Annotated in this window: 18 protein-coding genes; 9 read left to right on the forward strand and 9 right to left on the reverse strand. The window is 66.9% G+C overall.

What is annotated here, in order from left to right; genetic code table 11:
• Positions 1-5: 5 nt before the first annotated feature.
• Positions 6-431, reverse strand: coding sequence for a nucleoside-diphosphate kinase (ndk, locus tag MNQ95_RS15050; RefSeq protein ID WP_162411029.1), 426 nt, complete (start codon positions 429-431; stop codon positions 6-8).
• Between the two features lie 234 nt (positions 432-665).
• Here ndk and MNQ95_RS15055 point away from each other — a divergent pair, with 234 nt between their 5' ends.
• The 3 genes from MNQ95_RS15055 (at position 666) to MNQ95_RS15065 (ending at position 4984) form a co-directional block, all read left to right on the forward strand.
• Complete coding sequence (locus tag MNQ95_RS15055; protein WP_241953355.1) at positions 666-1295, forward strand: TetR/AcrR family transcriptional regulator; 630 nt, start codon at positions 666-668, stop codon at positions 1293-1295.
• A 28-nt stretch (positions 1296-1323) separates the two neighbouring features.
• Positions 1324-3696 carry a 3-hydroxyacyl-CoA dehydrogenase/enoyl-CoA hydratase family protein gene (locus MNQ95_RS15060; protein WP_241953356.1) on the forward strand — a complete coding sequence of 791 codons (2373 nt, stop codon included), beginning with the start codon at positions 1324-1326 and terminating at the stop codon, positions 3694-3696.
• Positions 3697-3778: 82 nt separating this feature from the next.
• Positions 3779-4984 carry an acetyl-CoA C-acyltransferase gene (locus MNQ95_RS15065; protein WP_241953357.1) on the forward strand — a complete coding sequence of 402 codons (1206 nt, stop codon included), beginning with the start codon at positions 3779-3781 and terminating at the stop codon, positions 4982-4984.
• A 107-nt stretch (positions 4985-5091) separates the two neighbouring features.
• On the opposite strand, the gene galU is transcribed toward MNQ95_RS15065, so the two are convergent.
• From galU to cmk, 8 genes are all read right to left on the reverse strand, one after another.
• Positions 5092-5994 carry a UTP--glucose-1-phosphate uridylyltransferase GalU gene (gene galU / locus MNQ95_RS15070; RefSeq protein ID WP_162411033.1) on the reverse strand — a complete coding sequence of 301 codons (903 nt, stop codon included), beginning with the start codon at positions 5992-5994 and terminating at the stop codon, positions 5092-5094.
• On the reverse strand, positions 5991-7904 hold the full coding sequence (locus MNQ95_RS15075; protein ID WP_241953358.1) for a nucleoside-diphosphate sugar epimerase/dehydratase: 1914 nt from the start codon (positions 7902-7904) through the stop codon (positions 5991-5993). The genes galU and MNQ95_RS15075 overlap by 4 nt, the downstream gene beginning before the upstream one ends.
• Positions 7905-7913: 9 nt before the next feature.
• Positions 7914-8894 carry an MraY family glycosyltransferase gene (locus tag MNQ95_RS15080; protein WP_241953359.1) on the reverse strand — a complete coding sequence of 327 codons (981 nt, stop codon included), beginning with the start codon at positions 8892-8894 and terminating at the stop codon, positions 7914-7916.
• Positions 8895-8899: 5 nt separating this feature from the next.
• The gene (gene lapB / locus MNQ95_RS15085) at positions 8900-10078 is read right to left on the reverse strand and encodes a lipopolysaccharide assembly protein LapB (protein WP_162411035.1); all 1179 of its coding nucleotides are present in this window, start codon (positions 10076-10078) and stop codon (positions 8900-8902) included.
• Between the two features lie 3 nt (positions 10079-10081).
• Positions 10082-10366: a hypothetical protein gene (locus tag MNQ95_RS15090; RefSeq protein WP_241953360.1), complete on the reverse strand. Its 285-nt coding sequence runs from the start codon at positions 10364-10366 to the stop codon at positions 10082-10084.
• A 58-nt stretch (positions 10367-10424) separates the two neighbouring features.
• Positions 10425-10739: an integration host factor subunit beta gene (locus MNQ95_RS15095; protein ID WP_241953361.1), complete on the reverse strand. Its 315-nt coding sequence runs from the start codon at positions 10737-10739 to the stop codon at positions 10425-10427.
• A gap of 78 nt (positions 10740-10817) precedes the next feature.
• Complete coding sequence (rpsA, locus tag MNQ95_RS15100; RefSeq protein ID WP_162411038.1) at positions 10818-12506, reverse strand: 30S ribosomal protein S1; 1689 nt, start codon at positions 12504-12506, stop codon at positions 10818-10820.
• 166 nt (positions 12507-12672) lie between these two features.
• Positions 12673-13350 (reverse strand): (d)CMP kinase, encoded by a 678-nt coding sequence (cmk, locus tag MNQ95_RS15105; protein WP_162411039.1) that lies wholly within the window; start codon positions 13348-13350, stop codon positions 12673-12675.
• A 174-nt stretch (positions 13351-13524) separates the two neighbouring features.
• Between cmk and ykgO the strand changes: the two genes are divergently transcribed.
• The 6 genes from ykgO to MNQ95_RS15135 all read left to right on the forward strand — a co-directional run bounded on the left by ykgO (position 13525) and on the right by MNQ95_RS15135 (position 18147).
• Positions 13525-13650: a type B 50S ribosomal protein L36 gene (gene ykgO, locus MNQ95_RS15110; protein WP_010342887.1), complete on the forward strand. Its 126-nt coding sequence runs from the start codon at positions 13525-13527 to the stop codon at positions 13648-13650.
• A gap of 220 nt (positions 13651-13870) precedes the next feature.
• Positions 13871-14200, forward strand: coding sequence for a hypothetical protein (locus tag MNQ95_RS15115; protein WP_162411040.1), 330 nt, complete (start codon positions 13871-13873; stop codon positions 14198-14200).
• Positions 14201-14338: 138 nt separating this feature from the next.
• Positions 14339-15370 carry an agmatine deiminase family protein gene (locus tag MNQ95_RS15120; protein WP_241953362.1) on the forward strand — a complete coding sequence of 344 codons (1032 nt, stop codon included), beginning with the start codon at positions 14339-14341 and terminating at the stop codon, positions 15368-15370.
• A gap of 124 nt (positions 15371-15494) precedes the next feature.
• Positions 15495-16379 (forward strand): carbon-nitrogen hydrolase, encoded by an 885-nt coding sequence (locus MNQ95_RS15125; protein ID WP_241953363.1) that lies wholly within the window; start codon positions 15495-15497, stop codon positions 16377-16379.
• 9 nt (positions 16380-16388) lie between these two features.
• The gene (locus MNQ95_RS15130; protein WP_241953364.1) at positions 16389-16919 is read left to right on the forward strand and encodes a GNAT family N-acetyltransferase; all 531 of its coding nucleotides are present in this window, start codon (positions 16389-16391) and stop codon (positions 16917-16919) included.
• Positions 16909-18147, forward strand: a complete 1239-nt coding sequence (locus MNQ95_RS15135; RefSeq protein WP_425605680.1) for a TraB/GumN family protein — start codon at positions 16909-16911, stop codon at positions 18145-18147. Before MNQ95_RS15130 ends, MNQ95_RS15135 begins: the two co-directional genes overlap by 11 nt.
• Positions 18148-18163 lie beyond the last annotated feature (16 nt).

The raw sequence follows: 18163 nt of genomic DNA on the forward strand, positions 1-18163 counted from the left end.
CCGGATCAGCGCGAAACCACTTCCGTGGCAGCGAAGAAGTAAGCGATCTCGATCGCGGCGTTCTCGACCGAATCGGAGCCGTGTGCCGCGTTGGCGTCGATCGACTCGGCGAAGTCGGCGCGGATCGTGCCCGGCGCGGCTTCCTTCGGGTTGGTAGCGCCCAGCAACTCGCGGTGTGCGATCACGGCGTTCTCGCCTTCCAGCGCCTGGATCATCACCGGGCCGGAGATCATGAATTCGACCAGCGCGTTGAAGAACGGGCGCTCGCGGTGCACTGCATAGAAGCCTTCCGCCTCGCGGCGCGACAGCTGCTTGTACTTGGCAGCCACGACCTTCAGGCCGGCTTTCTCGAAGCGGGAGTAGATTTCGCCGATGACGTTCTTGGCAACGGCATCGGGCTTGACGATCGAAAGGGTGCGCTCCAGCGCCATGGACTTCTCTCTAGTGACGGACGGACGTTCCGGACCAGGACGGACCGGAAGTTAACACGGAAAACCCGCGCCGAAACGGGGGCTTAGCTTCAAATGCGTAGCGCAATTCTAACATTGTGGCCGCAGGTTTGCCGACCGGCAGGCAAACGCCCGATTGCTGCAGCGCAAAATGACCGGGTCAGGAACCGGGCCTAGAATTAAACAATCGTTTGATTAAGATCCGGAACCGAAGGCATGGGCAAGCCAGCACATTTCTCCACCAAGGACCGGATCCTGGGCGCGGCCGAGGAGCTGTTCGCCCAGCACGGCTTTGCCGGGACCTCGTTGCGCCAGGTCACCGGCCTGGCGGCGGTCAACATCGCCGCGGTCAACTACCACTTCGGCTCGAAGGAAAACCTGGTCAACGAAGTCTTCCGTCGACGAATGGACGGCATGACCAGCCAGCGCCTGGAACAGCTGGAAACCGCCCTGCGTGAACGACCCGGCGAACTGGAGCCGGTCCTGGCCGCTTTCATCGAACCTGCGCTGGCGCTGGCCCAGGACCGCAATGGTGGCGCCTCTTTCGTGCGCGTGATCGCCCGCGCCTACGCCGAGCACAACGAGAGCCTGCGCAAGTTCCTCTCCGACCACTACGGCCATGTGTTGCGGGAATTCGGCAAGGCCCTCGCCGGCTGCCTGCCCGGCCTGGACAAGGAAACGCTGTACTGGCGCCTGGACTTCCTGGCGGGCTCACTGACTTACGCGATGTCCGACTTCGGCCTCATCAAGCGGCCGACCGGCGCCAGCGAGGTCTCCCATCGAGCGCGGGCCTCACGAGAACTGATCCGATTCGCCGCCGCGGGCCTTGGCGCTCCGGCGAAATAAACGTTGTCAATACAGAAGGTTGAAAGACATGTCTGAGAAACTTCTTGTACGTCGCGCCGCCGTGCTCGGCGCCGGAGTCATGGGCGCGCAGATCGCCGCCCACCTGACCAATGCCGGCGTGGATACCGTCCTGTTCGACCTGGCGGCCAAGGAAGGGCCGGCCGACGGCGTCGTGCTCAAGGCGATCGCCAACCTGGGCAAGCTCAGCCCCGCTCCGTTCGCCAGCAAGTCGCTGGCCGAGGCGGTCACCCCGGCCAACTACGACACCGGCCTGGAGCAGCTCAAGGACTGCGACCTGATCATCGAGGCCATCGCCGAGCGGATGGACTGGAAGCAGGACCTGTACCGGAAAATCGGCCCGTTCGTGGCCGACCACGCGGTGCTGGCCTCCAACACCTCGGGCCTGGGCATCAACAAGCTGGCCGAAGTGCTGCCCGAGCAGCTGCGCCACCGGTTCTGCGGCGTGCATTTCTTCAACCCGCCGCGCTACATGCACCTGGCCGAACTGATCCCGGCTTCCAGCACCGACAAGTCCGTGCTGGAAGGACTCGAAACCTTCCTGGTCACCCAGCTGGGCAAGGGCGTGGTCTATGCCAAGGACACGCCGAACTTCATCGGCAACCGGATCGGAGTGTTCTCGATCCTGTCGGTGATCCACCACACCCGCCAGTTCGGCCTGGGCTTCGACGAGGTCGACGCGCTGACCGGCCCGCTGGTCGGCCGTCCCAAGTCGGCCACCTACCGCACCTCCGACGTGGTCGGCCTGGACACCATGGCCCATGTCATCAAGACCATGGCCGACACCCTGCCACTAGACCCGTGGCACAAGTACTTCCAGTCGCCTGACTGGCTGCAGGCGCTGATCGGCAAGGGCGCGCTGGGCCAGAAGGCCGGCGCCGGCATCTTCCGCAAGGTCGGCAAGGACATCGTCGTCCTCGACCTGGAGAAGCAGGACTACCGCGCCGCCGACCGCAAGGCCGCCGACGAGGTGGTCGAGATCCTCAAGATCAGGAACCCCGCCGAGAAGTTCGCGAAGCTGCGCGAGAGCCAGCATCCGCAGGCGCAGTTCCTGTGGGCCGCCTTCCGCGACCTGTTCCACTACAGCGCCTACCACCTGGCCGACATCGCCCACACCGCGCGCGACGTCGACCTGGCCATCCGCTGGGGCTACGGCTGGTCGCTGGGTCCGTTCGAGACCTGGCAGGCCGCCGGCTGGAAGCAGGTGGCGCAGTGGATCGCCGACGACATCGCCGCCGGCAAGTCCATGAGCGACGCGCCGCTGCCGGCCTGGGTGCTGGACGGCCGCGACGGCGTGCACGCGGCTGCCGGCAGCTACAGCCCGTCTGACAACGCCCTGGTGCCCCGCTCCACCCTGCCGGTCTACCAGCGCCAGCGCTTCCCCGATCCGCTGCTGGGCGAGAAATTCGACACCGGCCAGACCGTGTTCGAGAACGACGGCGTGCGCATGTGGCACGACGGCGACGGCATCGCGGTGGTCGGCTTCAAGACCAAGATGAACACCGTTTCCGACCAGGTGCTCGATGGGCTGCAGGAAGCGATCACCATTGCCGAACGCGACTTCCAGGGCCTGGTGATCTGGCAGCAGAAGGAGCCCTTCTCCGCCGGCGCCGACCTGGCCGGGGCACTGGGTGCGCTTCAGGCCGGCAAGGTCGCCGAGTTCGAGGCGATGGTCGCCAACTTCCAGCGCACCAGCCAGCGGATCAAGTACGCGCTGGTCCCGGTGGTCGCGGCCGTGCGCGGCCTGGCCTTGGGCGGCGGCTGCGAGTTCCAGATGCACAGCGCCCGCACCGTGGCCCACCTGGAGAGCTACATCGGCCTGGTCGAGGCCGGCGTGGGCCTGCTGCCGGCCGGTGGCGGCCTGAAGGAACTGGCGGTGCGCGCCTCGCGTGCGGCCGGTCCGGGCGGCGACGTGTTCGCCGAGCTGAAGAAGACCTTCGAAACCATCGCCATGGCCAAGGTGTCGGCTTCGGCCCTGGAGGCCAAGGAGCTGGGGCTGCTGCGCGCAGACGACAAGGTGGTGTTCAACGCCTTCGAACTGCTGCACGTGGCCAAGGCCGAGGCGCGAGCACTCGCCGAAGGTGGATATCGCCCACCGCTGCCGGCGCGCCGCGTCCAGGCCGCCGGCGACGTGGGTATCGCGACGTTCCGGATGATGCTGGTCAACATGCTGGAGGGCCGCTTCATCAGTCCGTACGACGACGAGATCGCGACCCGCATCGCCACCGTGCTCAGCGGCGGCGAGATCGATCGTGGCGCCATCGTCGACGAGGAGTGGCTGCTGAAGCTCGAGCGCACGCACTTCGTCGAGCTGGCCCAGCAGGAAAAGACCCAGGCCCGCATCGGCCACATGCTCAAAACCGGCAAACCGCTGCGCAACTGAGGCTGGCGCGGCGCCATCGCGCAGATGGCGCCCCCTTCCGTCCGCCGCGGTCCCAGGCCCTTCCGAACTCCGGAGTAACGAAATGACCAAGCAGATCCAGGACGCCTACATCGTCGCCGCCACCCGCACCCCGGTCGGCAAGGCGCCCAAGGGCATGTTCCGCAACACCCGCCCCGACGACATGCTCGCCCACGTGCTCAAGTCCGTGGTCGCGCAGGCGCCGGGCATCGATACCTCGCGCATCGACGACGCGATCATCGGCTGCGCCATGCCCGAGGGCGAGCAAGGCATGAACGTGGCGCGCATCGGCGTGCTGCTGGCCGGCCTGCCCGATACCGTGGCCGCGCAGACCATCAACCGGTTCTGTTCGTCCGGCCTGCAGGCCGTGGCCCTGGCCGCCGACCAGATCCGGCTGGGCAACGCCGACCTGATGCTGGCCGGCGGCACCGAGTCGATGTCGATGGTGCCGATGATGGGCAACAAGGTCGCCCTTTCGCCGTCGGTGTTCCGGGACGACCACGTCGCCATCGCCTACGGCATGGGCATCACCGCCGAGAAGGTGGCCGAAGAATGGAAGGTCTCGCGCGAAGAGCAGGACGCCTTCGCGGTCGCTTCGCACCAGAAGGCGCTGGCCGCGATTGCCGCCGGCGAGTTCCGCGACGAGATCAGCCCCTACGAGATCCAGTCGCACGTGCCTGACCTGGCCAGCAACACGATCCAGCTGCGCAAGAAGCTGGCCGATACCGACGAAGGCCCGCGCGCGGATACCTCGCTCGACGGCCTGGCCAAGCTGCGCCCGGTGTTCCGCAACGGCCAGTTCGGCGGCACCGTCACTGCCGGCAACTCTTCGCAGATGAGCGATGGTGCCGGTGCGGTCCTGCTGGCCTCCGAGCAGGCGATGAAGGATTACGGCCTGACCCCGCTCGCCCGCTTCGTCAGCTTCTCGGTGGCCGGCGTGCGCCCGGAAGTGATGGGCATCGGCCCGATCGCCGCGATCCCCAAGGCGCTCAAGCAGGCAGGCCTGACCCGTGACCAGTTGGACTGGATCGAACTCAACGAAGCCTTCGCCGCGCAGGCGCTGGCGGTGATCCGCGACAGCGGCCTGGACCCGTCCAAGGTCAATCCGCTGGGCGGTGCGATCGCGCTGGGGCACCCGCTGGGCGCGACCGGCGCGGTGCGCACGGCCACGATCGTCCATGGCATGCGTCGTCGCCAGCAGAAGTACGGCATGGTGACCATGTGTATTGGTACCGGCATGGGTGCGGCCGGGATCTTCGAGGCGCTCTGAGTCCAGAGCGTCCTGTAGAACGGACGGCTAGGCAGAACGAAAAACGGCGCCCCTAGGCGCCGTTTTTTATCTATCGCTGCCGGCAGTTAGTTGCCGGGCAACGCCGATCAGTCTTGGTCCTTCACGCCCAGCTCGCCCAGGGCGCGCTGCATCATGTCCCGTGCTGGATCGCTCAGCTTCTCGTGGTCGAGCGCGTAGCGGATCGTCGCCTCAATCAGCCCGATATGCGTACCGCAGTCGAAGCGCGTGCCCTGGAACCGGTAGGCGTGCACCGGCTGCTCGGCCAGCAACGCGGCGATCGCATCGGTCAGCTGGATCTCGCCACCGGCGCCGGGCCGGGTCGCCTCGAGCAGGCCGAAGATGCGCGGGCTCAGCACGTACCGGCCGACCACGGCCAGATTGCTCGGCGCCACTTCAGGCTTGGGCTTCTCGACGATCGCCTTGATCCGGCCCTGGCGGCCGTCGAAGGCCTCTGTGGCCACGATGCCGTAGCTGCCGGTGGCCTCGTGGGGCACGTTCTGCACCGCGATCATGCTCGCGCCGGAAGCCTGCGCCGCATCGGCCATCTGCTTCAGCGCGCCTGCGCCACGGTTCCAGATCAGGTCGTCGGGCAGCAGCACAGCGAACGGTTCGTTGCCGATGACTTCCTTGGCGCAAAGCACCGCATGCCCCAGGCCCAGGGCTTCAGCCTGGGTCACGAAGATCGCGCGCACGCCCGGGGGCAATACGTGCCGTACCAACTCCAGCTGCTCGGTCTTGCCGGCACGTTCGAGCTTCTGCTCCAGCTCGTACGCCTTGTCGAAGTAATCGGCGACCGCATGCTTGTAGCGGTTGGTGATGAATACCAGCGTGTCGCAGCCAGCCTCGATCGCCTCGTCCACGGCGTACTGGATTAGCGGCCGGTCGATGATCGGCAGCATCTCCTTGGGAACAGTCTTGGTCGCGGGCAGGAATCGGGTCCCCAACCCCGCCACCGGGAAAACTGCCTTCCTGATCCTCTGGGACGTCATCGTGTCGCTCGTGCCTCACGCGCCGGGAACGGCACCACGGTGGCGCCGGATTCGGATGCCTCGACCAGCTCGGCGGGGATGAACTCCGGAATCACCTCGCGCAACACCTGCCGCAGCGCCTGCTCGTCGTAGCGCGCACTGGCTTCGCGCATGCGTTCGACACCTGTCCGAACCAGCTCGGCGGAGGACTCCCTTGCACCTGCCTCCAGGATCTTGGAATGCGAGGTCGGGCGGTAGTGTTCGTCGGCATAGAAAAGCGTTTCGTGCAGCTTCTCGCCTGGCCGCAGGCCGGTATACACGATCGCGATGTCACGGCCTGGCTGCTTGCCTGCCAGGCGGATCATCTGCTCGGCGAGCAGCCGGATCGGCACCGGCTCGCCCATGTCGAGGGTATAGATCGCCGCATGCGAGCCCGACGCCGCCGCCTGCACGATCAACTGGCAGGCCTCTGGGATCGTCATGAAGTAGCGCGAAACCTCGGGATCGGTCACGGTGACCGGCCCGCCCTTGCGGATCTGTTCGCGGAACAGGGGAACCACGCTTCCTGCCGAGTCGAGCACGTTGCCAAAGCGCACGGTGACGAAACGGGTGCCGCTGTGCTTGCTGTCCAGCGATTGCGCGATCATCTCGGCGAAACGCTTGGTTGCCCCGAGGACGTTCGCGGGATCGACGGCCTTGTCGGTGGAGATGAAGACGAACGTGCCGACGTTGCTCTCGCGGCACAGCCGGGCAACCGTATCGGTGGCCAGCACGTTGTTGCGCACGGCCTCGCGCATCTGGTTTTCGAGCAAGGGCACCTGCTTGTAGGCCGCAGCATGGAAAACCGCATCGGGTTGCCCCAGCTGCAGCGCGTAAGCAGTCACCGCCGGATCCCCGCAGTCACCCAGAACCGCCTCGATCTCAAGGTCGGGGAAGGCGCGCCTCAGGTCTCCGTGGATTGTGATCAACGCAAGCTCATTGATCTCCAGCAGCACGATCCTGCGCGCACCGTGGCGCGCGCACTGCCGGCACAGCTCCGAACCGATCGAACCGCCGGCGCCCGTCACCATCACCGTCCGCCCGCCCAGCCATCCACGGATCAGCTTCCAGTCCGGCTGCACTGGCTTGCGTCCGAGGAGGTCTTCGATCGCGACCTCCTTGAGCTCACCTGGCAGCGCCTGCCCTTCCAGCACGTCCGTCAGGCGCGGCACGGTGCGGAACAGCAATCCGGTCCGCTCGCAGATTCCCATCACCCGCTGCATCGCTGCGGCATCGAGCGAGGGCATTGCGATCACCAGCATGCCCGCCGCTGTTTCCTTGGCCATCGCCGGTGCATCGTCCAGTCCGCCCAGGACAGGCAGGCCATGCAGGCGCGATCCCCGCAGCCGTGGCGCGTCGTCGAGGAATCCGACGGGCTCGTAGGCTCCCGAACGACGCAGGTCCCGGACCAGTGCTTCACCCGCCCTGCCTGCCCCGAGGATCAGCACCCGGCGCGCGGACAAGTGGCGCTGTCCGACATGATGGTCCTTCCACACCCGGTACAGCAGCCGGGGCATGCCCAGCAGAACGGTCAGGGCAAAGGGATACACCACCAGGGCCGTCCGCGGCACCGTGTCCAGGCGGTTGTAGACCGCCAAGGCCATCACGATCGCCAGGAGGCCGAAGATGCCGGCCTTCAGGATGTTCCAGAGGTCGGGCACGCTGGCGAATCGCCACAGCCCCCGGTAAAGCCCCACGCGCCAGAACACGAGCCCCTGCGCCACCAGCACCAGGGCGATCGTCGGCGAGAAATCGAACCAGGCATACCCCTCGTGGCGGCTGGCATAGCGCAGGATATGGATCAGCTGCCAGCAGACGTAAACCATCACCATGTCGTGCAGCACGACGGCGATGCGGGTCAGTGCGGCTGCCGAATTTTGTCCGGAATTCATGCGTTCTCTTTAGTTGAAACCGCTCTTCCTTGACACGAGACGCCGACGCTGGAAGAACCAGCCAAGGGCCGCGCATGCAAACCAGAGGACCGTGACCGCAGCCGCCTGCCACGGCCCGATCTTGTTCACGGAAAGCGCAAGGATACTAGCTGCCAAGCTGAACGTAGCGTAGATGCATGTCACAAATGTGTGACTCCGGGCGGTTTTAACCCAACGCTGATACAGGTGGGAGGTATGCGGCTGCCACCATCGCTCGCCCCCCCGCATGCGGGCACCCAAGGTCAGGGAAGCGTCGACCAGGAACGCCGACAGGGGCAGGAGCACCAGGATCGCACCGTCCGGGCCCCGCTCGACCGCCGCTACCGATGCCAATGCCGCCAACGCATAGCCCAGGGTCCCGCTGCCCACATCGCCGAGGAATATTCTCGCCCGCGGGAAATTGAACGGCAGGAACACCGCCGCTGCGACTCCGAACGCCAGTGCCGCGTAAGCGGTGCCCGGCGCCAGCCATGCGAAGGCCACTGCACACAACATGGCCTGGCTGGTGGCCAGGCCATTGATGCCGTCCATGAAGTTCCAGACGTTGACCAGCCCCGGGACCAAGGCCAGGGTCAGGATTGCCCAGCCCCACTGCCCCTCCGCTCCATGCAGCCCCCAGGCGAGCAGCGCGCCGGCCAGGCATTGCACGGCCAGTCGCAACCAGGGCGAAAGCGGTCGATGGTCGTCCACCCATCCGATCCCGGCGACCAGCATCAGCCCACCTGCGAAACCCAGCACGGCGGCCGGCCGGGCGGTGCCGGCAATCAGCGCGACCACGCATCCGGCCAACAGCGCGCAGGCGATGCCGATGCCTCCTCCACGCGGCGTCGGCACCGCGTGACTGCGCCGCTCACCGGGCAGGTCGACCAGATTGCGTCGGCGCGCATAGGCCAGCGCCGCCCAGGTCATCAGTACCGAAATACCGGCGTGGAGCGCCAGCCAGCCCGCCATTGCCATCAGACGACCGCGTAGTTCAACAGCGGCTTGACCGTTCCCCATTCCTTGCAGCTGGGACACTGCCAATGGTGGGTCCGGGCTCCGAAACCGCAACGCGTGCAGCGGTAACTCGGATTGCGGACGAGCAGCTGGTCGGTGATGTGCTTGAGGTCATGCAGGGTGGCGGTGCTGTCCGCACCCACGGCCAGGGTGAGATCGATCAGCGCGGCCTCGCCACGCACGGACGGACGGTCCTTGAGCTGACGCCCGAGGTAGTCACGTGCGGCATTCGGTCCCTCCTGGCCCTCGATCAGGCGGGTGAGCGCCAGCACCGGCGCGATGCCACGGTAGTGCTCGCCCATCTCGGCCAGGAATGCACGTGCGCCGGCGTTGTCGCCGACCTCCCCGTAACACGCCAGCAGGCTGGGCAGGAATTCAGGCAGATACTCCGGATCGTGGCGGGCAGCACGCTCGTAGGCACGGATCGCGCCTTCCGGATTGCGGGCATCCGCTTCGATGCGCCCTTCAAGGATGCCCGCACGCACGCTGGCGGCATCGGCCTGGTAGGCACGCGCGATCGCCGCGCGGGCACCATCGAGATCGCCGTTGGCGCGATGGCGCTCGGCCAGCTCGCATTCGAACTGGGACACCAGCTTGCCCATCGGCTCGCCGGCGACCTCCTCGTAGCGCATGGCGTTGTCGATCGCGCGTTCCCAATCCCGCTCGGCCTGGTAAATGCCGATCAGGTGCTTGAGCGCCTGCGGCGCGCGCTGGTCGATCCGGGCCAAGTCGGTGAAGACGGTCTCGGCACGATCAAGCAGGCCGGACTTCATGTAGTCCTCGCCAAGCGCGAGCAGGGCCTGGACCCGTTGGGCATCGCTGAGGTCATTGCGCTGCACCAGGCCCTGGTGCAGACGGATCGCGCGGTCGACTTCGCCACGGCGACGAAACAGGTGCCCCAGCGCGACCTGGGTTTCGAAAGTTTCCTTGTCCAGCTCGGCGATGTGCAGGAACAGTTCGATCGCCTTGTCCGGCTGCTCGTTGAGCAGGTAGTTCAGGCCACGGAAGTAGGTGGTGGAAAGGCGACTGACCTGCGTGTCGCCATGCCGCTGTCCACCGCGCCGGCCGATCACCCAGCCGGTGAGCGCGGCGATGGGCAAAAGCAGGAAGAACCAGAACCACTCGTTGAGAAACTCCATCGCTCAGGTTCCCGGGTTGGGCGGACGCGGACCTTCCGCGGCCGTTGCGACGGTTACGGGACGGTTAGCGCGGCGCAGGCGTGCATGCAAGGGGAGGACGGTCGTCGCCATCACCATTCCGCCACCCAGGAGCACACCGGCGAGCAGCGACACCATGATGGCGATTCCCGTGGTGGTGACGACTTCGACGATGCCGAAATCGAGCGCGATCCGCTGCGGATTGAGCGAACCGACCACCAGGCCCGCGGCCAGGAAGGCGACGAGCACCAGCAGACGAAGAATGGTCATGTCCCGACTCCTGCGACAGTCGGGGAAGCTTAACGGACCGGAACGCGGTCGACGAGCGTCAGCTGCCGTCGTCGGCGGATGCCGGGATCGGCTGCACGTCGCTCACCTTCTCGCGCAGCTCCTTGCCGGGCTTGAAGTGCGGTACATGCTTGCCGGGAAGGGCCACCGAATCGCCGGTCTTGGGGTTTCGCCCCAGACGTGGCGGCCGGTAATGCAGGGAAAAGCTGCCGAAGCCCCGGATCTCGATCCGCTCACCGGAGGACAGCGCACCCCCCATCATTTCCAGCAACGACTTGACGGCGAGGTCTACGTCCTCGGCCCTCAGGTGCGACTGGCGGCGGGCCAGGATCTCGATCAGTTCGGACTTGGTCATCTCAGGCTTGGCTGGATGCGGGTTGACAGGCCGAGGCGGCCCGGGAAACCCGGACCGCCTCGGTAACTGCGTTACTTCTTACTCGGACTTGCCGCCCAGCTGTGCACGCAACAGCGCGCCCAGGCTGGTGGTGCCGGCAGCGGCCTCGGCGGCCGACTTGTTGTACTCGTGCAGCGCCTCGGCGGTTTCGGCTTCGTCCTTGGCCTTGATCGACAGCTGCAGGGTGCGGCCCTTGCGGTCCATGCCCACGAACTTCGCCTCGACCTTGTCGCCGACCTTCAGGTGCTGGGTGGCGTCGTCCACGCGATCGTGGCTGATGTCGCGAGCGGCGACATAGCCCTCGATGCCGTCGGCCAGTTCGATCGTGGCGCCCTTGGCGTCCACTTCCTTCACCGTGCCTTCGACCTTCGAGCCCTTCGGGTTGGTCGCCATGTACTGGCCGAACGGATCCTGCTCCATCTGCTTCAGGCCCAGGCTGATGCGCTCGCGCTCCGGATCGACCGCGAGCACGACCGCGTCAAGCGTGTCGCCCTTCTTGTAGTTGCGCAGGATGTCTTCGCCGGTGGCGTTCCAGCTGATGTCCGACAGGTGGATGAGGCCGTCGATGCCGCCGTCCAGGCCGATGAAGATGCCGAAGTCGGTGATCGACTTGATCTGGCCCGACACCTTGTCGTTCTTCTTGTGGATCGCGGCGAAGGTCTCCCAGGGGTTGGCGGCGACCTGCTTCATGCCCAGCGAAATACGACGACGCTCTTCATCGACGTCCAGGACCATGACTTCGACTTCGTCACCGACCTGCACGACCTTGGACGGGTTGACGTTCTTGTTGGTCCAGTCCATCTCGGACACGTGCACCAGGCCTTCCACGCCCGGCTCGATCTCGACGAACGCGCCGTAATCGGTGACGTTGGAGACCTTGCCGAACACGCGGCTGTTGGCCGGGTAACGGCGGGCGATGTTGTCCCACGGATCCTCGCCCAGCTGCTTCAGGCCGAGCGAAACGCGGTTGCGCTCGCGATCGAACTTCAGCACGCGCACGTCCAGCTCGTCGCCGACGTTGACCACTTCGGACGGGTGGCGGACGCGCTTCCACGCCATGTCGGTGATGTGCAGCAGGCCATCGATGCCGCCCAGGTCGACGAACGCGCCGTAGTCGGTGAGGTTCTTGACCACACCCTTCAGCACCGCGCCTTCCTGCAGCTTCTCCATCAGCTGCTCGCGCTCTTCCGAATGCTCGCTCTCGACCACCGCACGGCGGGAGACCACGACATTGTTGCGCTTGCGATCCAGCTTGATGAGCTTGAACTCCAGCTCCTTGCCTTCCAGGTAGGCCGGGTCGCGCACGGGGCGCACATCGACCAGCGAACCGGGAAGGAATGCACGGACGTCCTTGATGTCGACGGTGAAGCCGCCCTTGACCTTGCCGCTGATGCGGCCGGTGATGGTCTCGTTCTTCTCGAGGGCTTCTTCCAGCTCGTCCCACACCATCGCGCGCTTGGCCTTCTCGCGCGACAGCACGGTCTCGCCGAAGCCGTTCTCGAGGGAATCCAGCGCGACCTTGACCTGGTCGCCCACGCCCACGTCGATTTCGCCGGCGTCGTTACGGAACTGCTCGATCGGCACGATGCCTTCGGACTTCAGGCCGGCATTGATCACCACCACGTCGCCGCGGACTTCCACGACGGTACCGATGACGATGGCACCCGGCTTCAGCTTGGCAAGGTTGGCCTGACTGGCTTCAAACAGTTCGGCAAAAGATTCGGTCATTGTGATTACTCGGTTGAACACACGGACGGAAAGCACGGCGCATGCCGCATTCCGCCCCCCTGGTCGGCCCACGAGGGAGCCCAGTGTGGTTGATTGGAAAAACCGCCGTGGTCATCCACGACGGCGCCTTCTGCTGCGCGCGATCCGATCGAACCGGAAGCCCGTGTCAGTCGGTGCGCACCGGCACCAGGCCGAGCACGCGATCGACGACCTCGTCGATGGACAGGCCGGTGGTGTCGAGGAGGACGGCGTCTTCGGCCGGCTTCAACGGTGCCACCGCACGCTGGGCGTCGCGGGCGTCGCGGGCGAGAATCTCCCGCAGCAGACCGTCAAATGTAACCGAAACCCCTTTTTCCTTCAACTGGTTATGACGCCTGCGGGCGCGCTCGTCGGCGCTGGCCGTCAGGAACACCTTGGTCGTGGCGTCCGGGAAGATGACCGTCCCCATGTCGCGGCCGTCGGCCACCAGGCCCGGCTCGCGGCGGAAGGCGCGCTGGCGCTCCTTCAGGGCGGCACGGACCTCGGGGATGGCACCGATCGCCGAGGCCAGGGTGCCCGTGGTCTCCAGCCGCAGTTCGGCGGTGGCGTCGGTCCCGTTGACGAGCACCCGCAGGCCATCCCCGGACTCACGGAAGTCCACGGCGGTGTCGAAGGTGCAGCGGACCAGGGCCGCCGGGTCGGCCAGGTCCAGGTCGGCCCAGCTGGCCGCTACCCCGACCGCCCGGTAGAGTGCGCCGGAATCGAGGTAATGCCAGCCAAGTCGCGAAGCCACCAGCCGGCTGACCGTGCCCTTGCCGGCACCGGAAGGACCATCGATGGTGAGGACCGGGACGGCGGATGACATGGAAGCTCCGAGGGGTTCTGGGGCGCCGGATTGTAGCCCGCCCGCCCCGCCGCCCCGGGCGCCGGGCGCAACCACTTGAAACAGCAAAGGAAAGGCCGCTAGAATGGCGGGCTTGTCTGTACGCCCTGGCCGATCTGGCCCTGGCATCCCATCCGTCGTCCTCCGAGGTGTGTCATGAAAGTCCTGTCCTCCCTGAAGTCGGCGAAGGCCCGTCACCGCGACTGCAAGGTGGTCCGCCGCCGCGGAAAGGTCTTCGTGATCTGCAAGTCGAACCCGCGCTTCAAGGCCCGCCAGCGCTGAAGCCGGCATGCGTTCCGGCCCCGCCGGGACGCGGATCGAACCCGAAGGCCGCAGCGATGCGGCCTTCGACGTTTCTGGGGCTAACCTTCGAGCCGGGCTTCTGGATCTTGACGCCGGCCCCACCTCGAGCCGCGCGCTTCTGCTTACAATCGTCCGGTCAAGCACCAGCATCGTCCGGCAAGACCCGGCGATGACCATCCACCACGGGGAGAGCAATGCGATGACGCACCGTCCGAACACCCTCATCCTGCTGGCCCTGCTCGCCCTGTGCGGCGGCGCCCAAGCCGACACCCTCCTGGTCGAACGCGCCAACCAGACCCCGGCGGTGGCCCAGCCCTCGCGCGGCCTGAGCATGGGCGAGGTCGAGTCCCGCTTCGGCGCTCCGCAGGAGAAACTCGATCCGCGCGGCGGCCAGAAGCAGCAGTGGCCGACGATCAACCGCTGGGTCTACCCGGAGTTCATCGTCTACTTCGAGAAGAACAAGGTGATCGACGTGGTGGCACGCAAGGCCGATGCCCAGGAAATCGGACCCAAGCCTCCGATCCGGTAAACCGCACCGAGACACGCGCCCGCCCGACCCGGCGGGCGTGAAAGCCCACGGCCAGCCTCCTGCAGGCGAGCGCGATCGCGCAGGTCGAAATCCGCACCGCCCGGCATGGCTCCGGGCCCCACGAGCATCCCTCCGGCAATGACCGAAACACTGCGCTTTCCCGCGGAATGGGAACCCCAGTCCGCGATCCTTATCGCATGGCCGCATGCCGGCACCGACTGGGCCGAACGCCTGGCCGAGGTCGAGGAGACCTACATCGCGCTGGTGCAGGCCATCACCCGCTTCCAGGACGCCTGGATCTGCGTGGCCGACGACGACCTGCAGACCTACGCCGAAGCACGCCTGCGCTCGGCCCGGGTGGACATGGACCGGGTCCGCTTCATCCCGTTCGACTACGACGATACCTGGCTGCGCGACTCGGGCCCGATCACCCTGCGCGAAGGCGATGGCTTCCGCCTGCTCGATTTCCGCTTCACCGCGTGGGGCGGCAAGTTCGAGGCCGGGCGCGACGACCGCCTGGTCGAGGCGCTCAGTGCCCAGGGCCTGTTCGGCGACACCCCGCGCCAGCGCGTCGATTTCGCCCTGGAGGGCGGCGGCATCGAAACCGACGGCGACGGCACGCTGCTGACCACCTGGCACTGCCTGCACGAGCGCCACCCCGAAGCAGGCCGTGACGAGCTGGACTCCAGCCTGCGCGGATGGCTGGCGCAGGATCGCGTGCTGTGGCTGGACCATGGCTATCTCGAGGGAGACGACACCGACGCGCACATCGACACCCTCGCGCGTTTCGCTCCGCATGATGCGATCGTGTTCCAGGCCTGCGACGATCCGGCGGACAGCCACTACCTGGAGCTGCAGGCGATGGCCGCGGAGATCGCCGCGCTGCGCACCGCCGACGGCCGTCCCTACCGCCTGTTCCCGCTGCCGTGGGCCGCACCGATCCTCGACGGCGAGCGCCGGCTGGCCGCCTCGTACGCCAACTTCCTGATCGTCAACGGTGCCGTGCTGATGCCGGCGTATGGCGACCCCGCAGATGATCGCGCCGCGGATGTATTGGCAGAAGCATTCCCCGGTCGTGAGATCGTGCAGGTGCCCTGCCGCCCGTTGATCTGGCAGAACGGCAGCCTGCATTGCATCACCATGCAGCTCCCGCTCGGCATAGACGACTGAGGTCGCGCGCGGTCCAGCGCACCATCCCGCGGAAGCACCACCCACGTTGGCGGCGGACCCTGCTTCAGACCCGGTGCACGGCGCCGGGTTACCATCCATGCATTCCCCGACGAACCCTCCGCCGATGAGCCGCAAGAGTCTTTCCGTCGCCCTGGTCCAGGAGCGCAACCACGGCGATGCCGAAGCCAACTTGACGGTGATCGAGCAGCGCGTGGCGGAGGCTGCCGCACAGGGCGCGCAACTGGTCCTGCTGCAGGAACTGCACAACGGCGCCTACTTCTGCCAGCACGAATCGGTGGACGAGTTCGACTTGGCCGAGCCGGTCCCCGGCCCCAGCACCGCGCGCCTGGGCGCGCTGGCGAAGAAGCATGGCGTGGTGATCGTCGGCTCGCTGTTCGAACGGCGCGCGCCCGGCCTGTACCACAACACCGCGGTCGTGCTGGAGAAGGACGGCACGCTGCTGGGCAAGTACCGCAAGATGCACATCCCCGACGACCCGGGCTTCTACGAGAAGTTCTACTTCACCCCGGGCGATATCGGCTTCCGGCCGATCGACACCTCGGTGGGCCGCCTCGGCGTGCTGGTGTGCTGGGACCAGTGGTACCCGGAAGCGGCGCGGCTGATGGCGCTCGCCGGCGCCGAGCTGCTGCTCTATCCGACCGCGATCGGCTGGGATCCGGATGACGTGCAGGACGAGAAGAACCGCCAGCGCGATGCGTGGGTGCTGAGCCACCGAGGCCATGCCGTGGCCAACGGCCTGCCGGTGCTGTCGTGCAACCGTGTCGGCCACGAAACTTCGCCGCTCGGAGCCTCGGGCATCCAGTTCTGGGGCAACAGCCACGTGCTCGGTCCACAGGGCGAATTCATCGCCGAAGCCGGTGGCGATCCGACCGTGCTGGTCTGCGACGTCGACCTGCAGCGCAGCGAGCACGTGCGCCGGATCTGGCCGTTCCTGCGCGACCGCCGCATCGATGCCTACGGCGACCTGCTCAAGCGCTACATCGACTGAGGCCTGCGCGTGCCCCCGACCCTCCGCGACGCCACGCCGGCCGACGTGCCGGCGATCACCGCCATCTACGCGGCCGAAGTGCGCGACCACGTCAACACCTACGAGTACGACATCCCCGACGAGGCCGAAATGGCGCGGCGCATGGGCGCGGTTCTTGATGCCGGGTATCCGTACCTGGTCGCCGAGGATTCGCAGGGCCTTGCCGGGTACGCCTACGCCAACAGCTACCGCGCACGCATCGGCTACCGCCTCACCGTGGAGAATTCGGTGTACGTGGCTGCGGGCCGGCAAGGTCGTGGCATCGGTGCCGCGCTGTTGGAGCGCCTGATCGCCGACTGCGAGGCGCGCGGCTACCGGCAGATGATCGCGGTGATCGGCGAACCGACCAATACCGCTTCGATCCGGCTGCACGAAAAGTTCGGCTTCCACCTGGTCGGCATCTTCCGCGGCATCGCCTGGAAGCACGACCGCTGGCTGGATACCGTGCAGATGCAGCGCAGCCTGGGTCCCGGCAACAACGAGCCTCCGCATGACTCCTGACAGCGACACCCCCGACGCGATGCATGACGCCGCGAACGATCCGATGCGAGGCCAACCGCACCGCATCGTCGAACGCGACGGCGTGCGCTACACCCTGCTGGGCACCGCGCACGTTTCCCAGGCCAGCATCGACGCGGTGCATGCGGCCATCGACAGCGGTGGCTACGACGCCGTGGCCGTGGAGCTGGATGCCGGTCGCCTGCAGTCGCTGGCCGATCCGGCCGCGTTGGCACAGCTGGACATCGTCAAGGTGCTGCGCGACGGGAAGGCCCACCTGTTCGCCGCCAACCTGGCCCTCGCCGCCTACCAGCGCCGCCTGGCCGAGCAGTTGGGCGTGGAACCGGGCGCCGAACTGAAGGCCGCGGTGCAGGAGGCGCGCGCGCGCAACCTGCCCTTCCACCTGATCGACCGCGAAGTCGGACTCACCTTCCGCCGCGCGATGCAGAAGCTGGGCTGGTGGGGACGGGCCAAGACCGGTGCCGGGATCCTGCTGGCGATGGTCGGCGACGAGGAGATCGGCGAGGACGACATCGAGAAGCTCAAGGGCGGCGACGTCCTCGAGTCCAGTTTCGGCGAATTCGCCGCGCACAGCCCGGCGCTGTACGAGAGCGTCATCGCCGAACGCGACCGGTACATGGCCGCCAACCTGCGCGACCTGGCCGGCAGCGGCGCGCGCGAGGTGCTGGCCGTGGTCGGCGCCGGCCACCTGCCCGGCCTGGCCCGCCACCTCGCCGAGGACACGCTCGCCCCGCAGGCGGTCCGCAGCGAACTGGAGGTGGTCGAGGCGAAGAAGAGCTTCCCCTGGTTCACCCTGGGCCTGACGGTCTTCGTGATCGGCGGTTTCGCCTGGGGCTTCTGGCAGGGCGGCCTGGACGTGGGCTCGGACCTGATCGTGCAGTGGGTGCTGGCCACCGGCCTGCTCGGCGCATTGGGCTGCGCGATCGCCGGCGGCCATCCGCTCAGCATCCTCGCCGCGTTCGTCGCTTCGCCGCTTACGCCGCTGCATCCGGCGCTGGCCTCGGGCACGATCAGCGCCCTGGTCGAAGCGACTTTGCGCAAGCCGACCTACGCAGACTTCATGGCCCTGCGCGATGACGTGCAGACCGTGAAGGGCTGGTGGCGCAACGGCGTGGCGCGCGTACTGCTCAACTTCTTCCTGACCAGCCTGGGTACCGCCATCGGCGTGTGGACCGGCGGCCTGCGCATGCTGGGTCGCCTGTTCGGCTGAACCCCGCTTCGCGCCG

It is taken from the genome of Pseudoxanthomonas daejeonensis (assembly GCF_022637495.1).
Lineage (GTDB): Bacteria > Pseudomonadota > Gammaproteobacteria > Xanthomonadales > Xanthomonadaceae > Pseudoxanthomonas > Pseudoxanthomonas daejeonensis.

Bases quoted from the DNA above. Each gene is read 5' to 3' on its own strand.
- ndk (WP_162411029.1), bottom strand. From the start codon at position 431: ATGGCGCTGGAGCGCACCCTTTCGATCGTCAAGCCCGATGCCGTTGCC.
- MNQ95_RS15055 (WP_241953355.1), top strand. From the start codon at position 666: ATGGGCAAGCCAGCACATTTCTCCACCAAGGACCGGATCCTGGGCGCG.
- MNQ95_RS15060 (WP_241953356.1), top strand. From the start codon at position 1,324: ATGTCTGAGAAACTTCTTGTACGTCGCGCCGCCGTGCTCGGCGCCGGA.
- MNQ95_RS15065 (WP_241953357.1), top strand. From the start codon at position 3,779: ATGACCAAGCAGATCCAGGACGCCTACATCGTCGCCGCCACCCGCACC.
- galU (WP_162411033.1), bottom strand. From the start codon at position 5,994: ATGACGTCCCAGAGGATCAGGAAGGCAGTTTTCCCGGTGGCGGGGTTG.
- MNQ95_RS15075 (WP_241953358.1), bottom strand. From the start codon at position 7,904: ATGAATTCCGGACAAAATTCGGCAGCCGCACTGACCCGCATCGCCGTC.
- MNQ95_RS15080 (WP_241953359.1), bottom strand. From the start codon at position 8,894: ATGGCGGGCTGGCTGGCGCTCCACGCCGGTATTTCGGTACTGATGACC.
- lapB (WP_162411035.1), bottom strand. From the start codon at position 10,078: ATGGAGTTTCTCAACGAGTGGTTCTGGTTCTTCCTGCTTTTGCCCATC.
- MNQ95_RS15090 (WP_241953360.1), bottom strand. From the start codon at position 10,366: ATGACCATTCTTCGTCTGCTGGTGCTCGTCGCCTTCCTGGCCGCGGGC.
- MNQ95_RS15095 (WP_241953361.1), bottom strand. From the start codon at position 10,739: ATGACCAAGTCCGAACTGATCGAGATCCTGGCCCGCCGCCAGTCGCAC.
- rpsA (WP_162411038.1), bottom strand. From the start codon at position 12,506: ATGACCGAATCTTTTGCCGAACTGTTTGAAGCCAGTCAGGCCAACCTT.
- cmk (WP_162411039.1), bottom strand. From the start codon at position 13,350: ATGTCATCCGCCGTCCCGGTCCTCACCATCGATGGTCCTTCCGGTGCC.
- ykgO (WP_010342887.1), top strand. From the start codon at position 13,525: ATGAAAGTCCTGTCCTCCCTGAAGTCGGCGAAGGCCCGTCACCGCGAC.
- MNQ95_RS15115 (WP_162411040.1), top strand. From the start codon at position 13,871: ATGACGCACCGTCCGAACACCCTCATCCTGCTGGCCCTGCTCGCCCTG.
- MNQ95_RS15120 (WP_241953362.1), top strand. From the start codon at position 14,339: ATGACCGAAACACTGCGCTTTCCCGCGGAATGGGAACCCCAGTCCGCG.
- MNQ95_RS15125 (WP_241953363.1), top strand. From the start codon at position 15,495: ATGAGCCGCAAGAGTCTTTCCGTCGCCCTGGTCCAGGAGCGCAACCAC.
- MNQ95_RS15135 (WP_425605680.1), top strand. From the start codon at position 16,909: ATGACTCCTGACAGCGACACCCCCGACGCGATGCATGACGCCGCGAAC.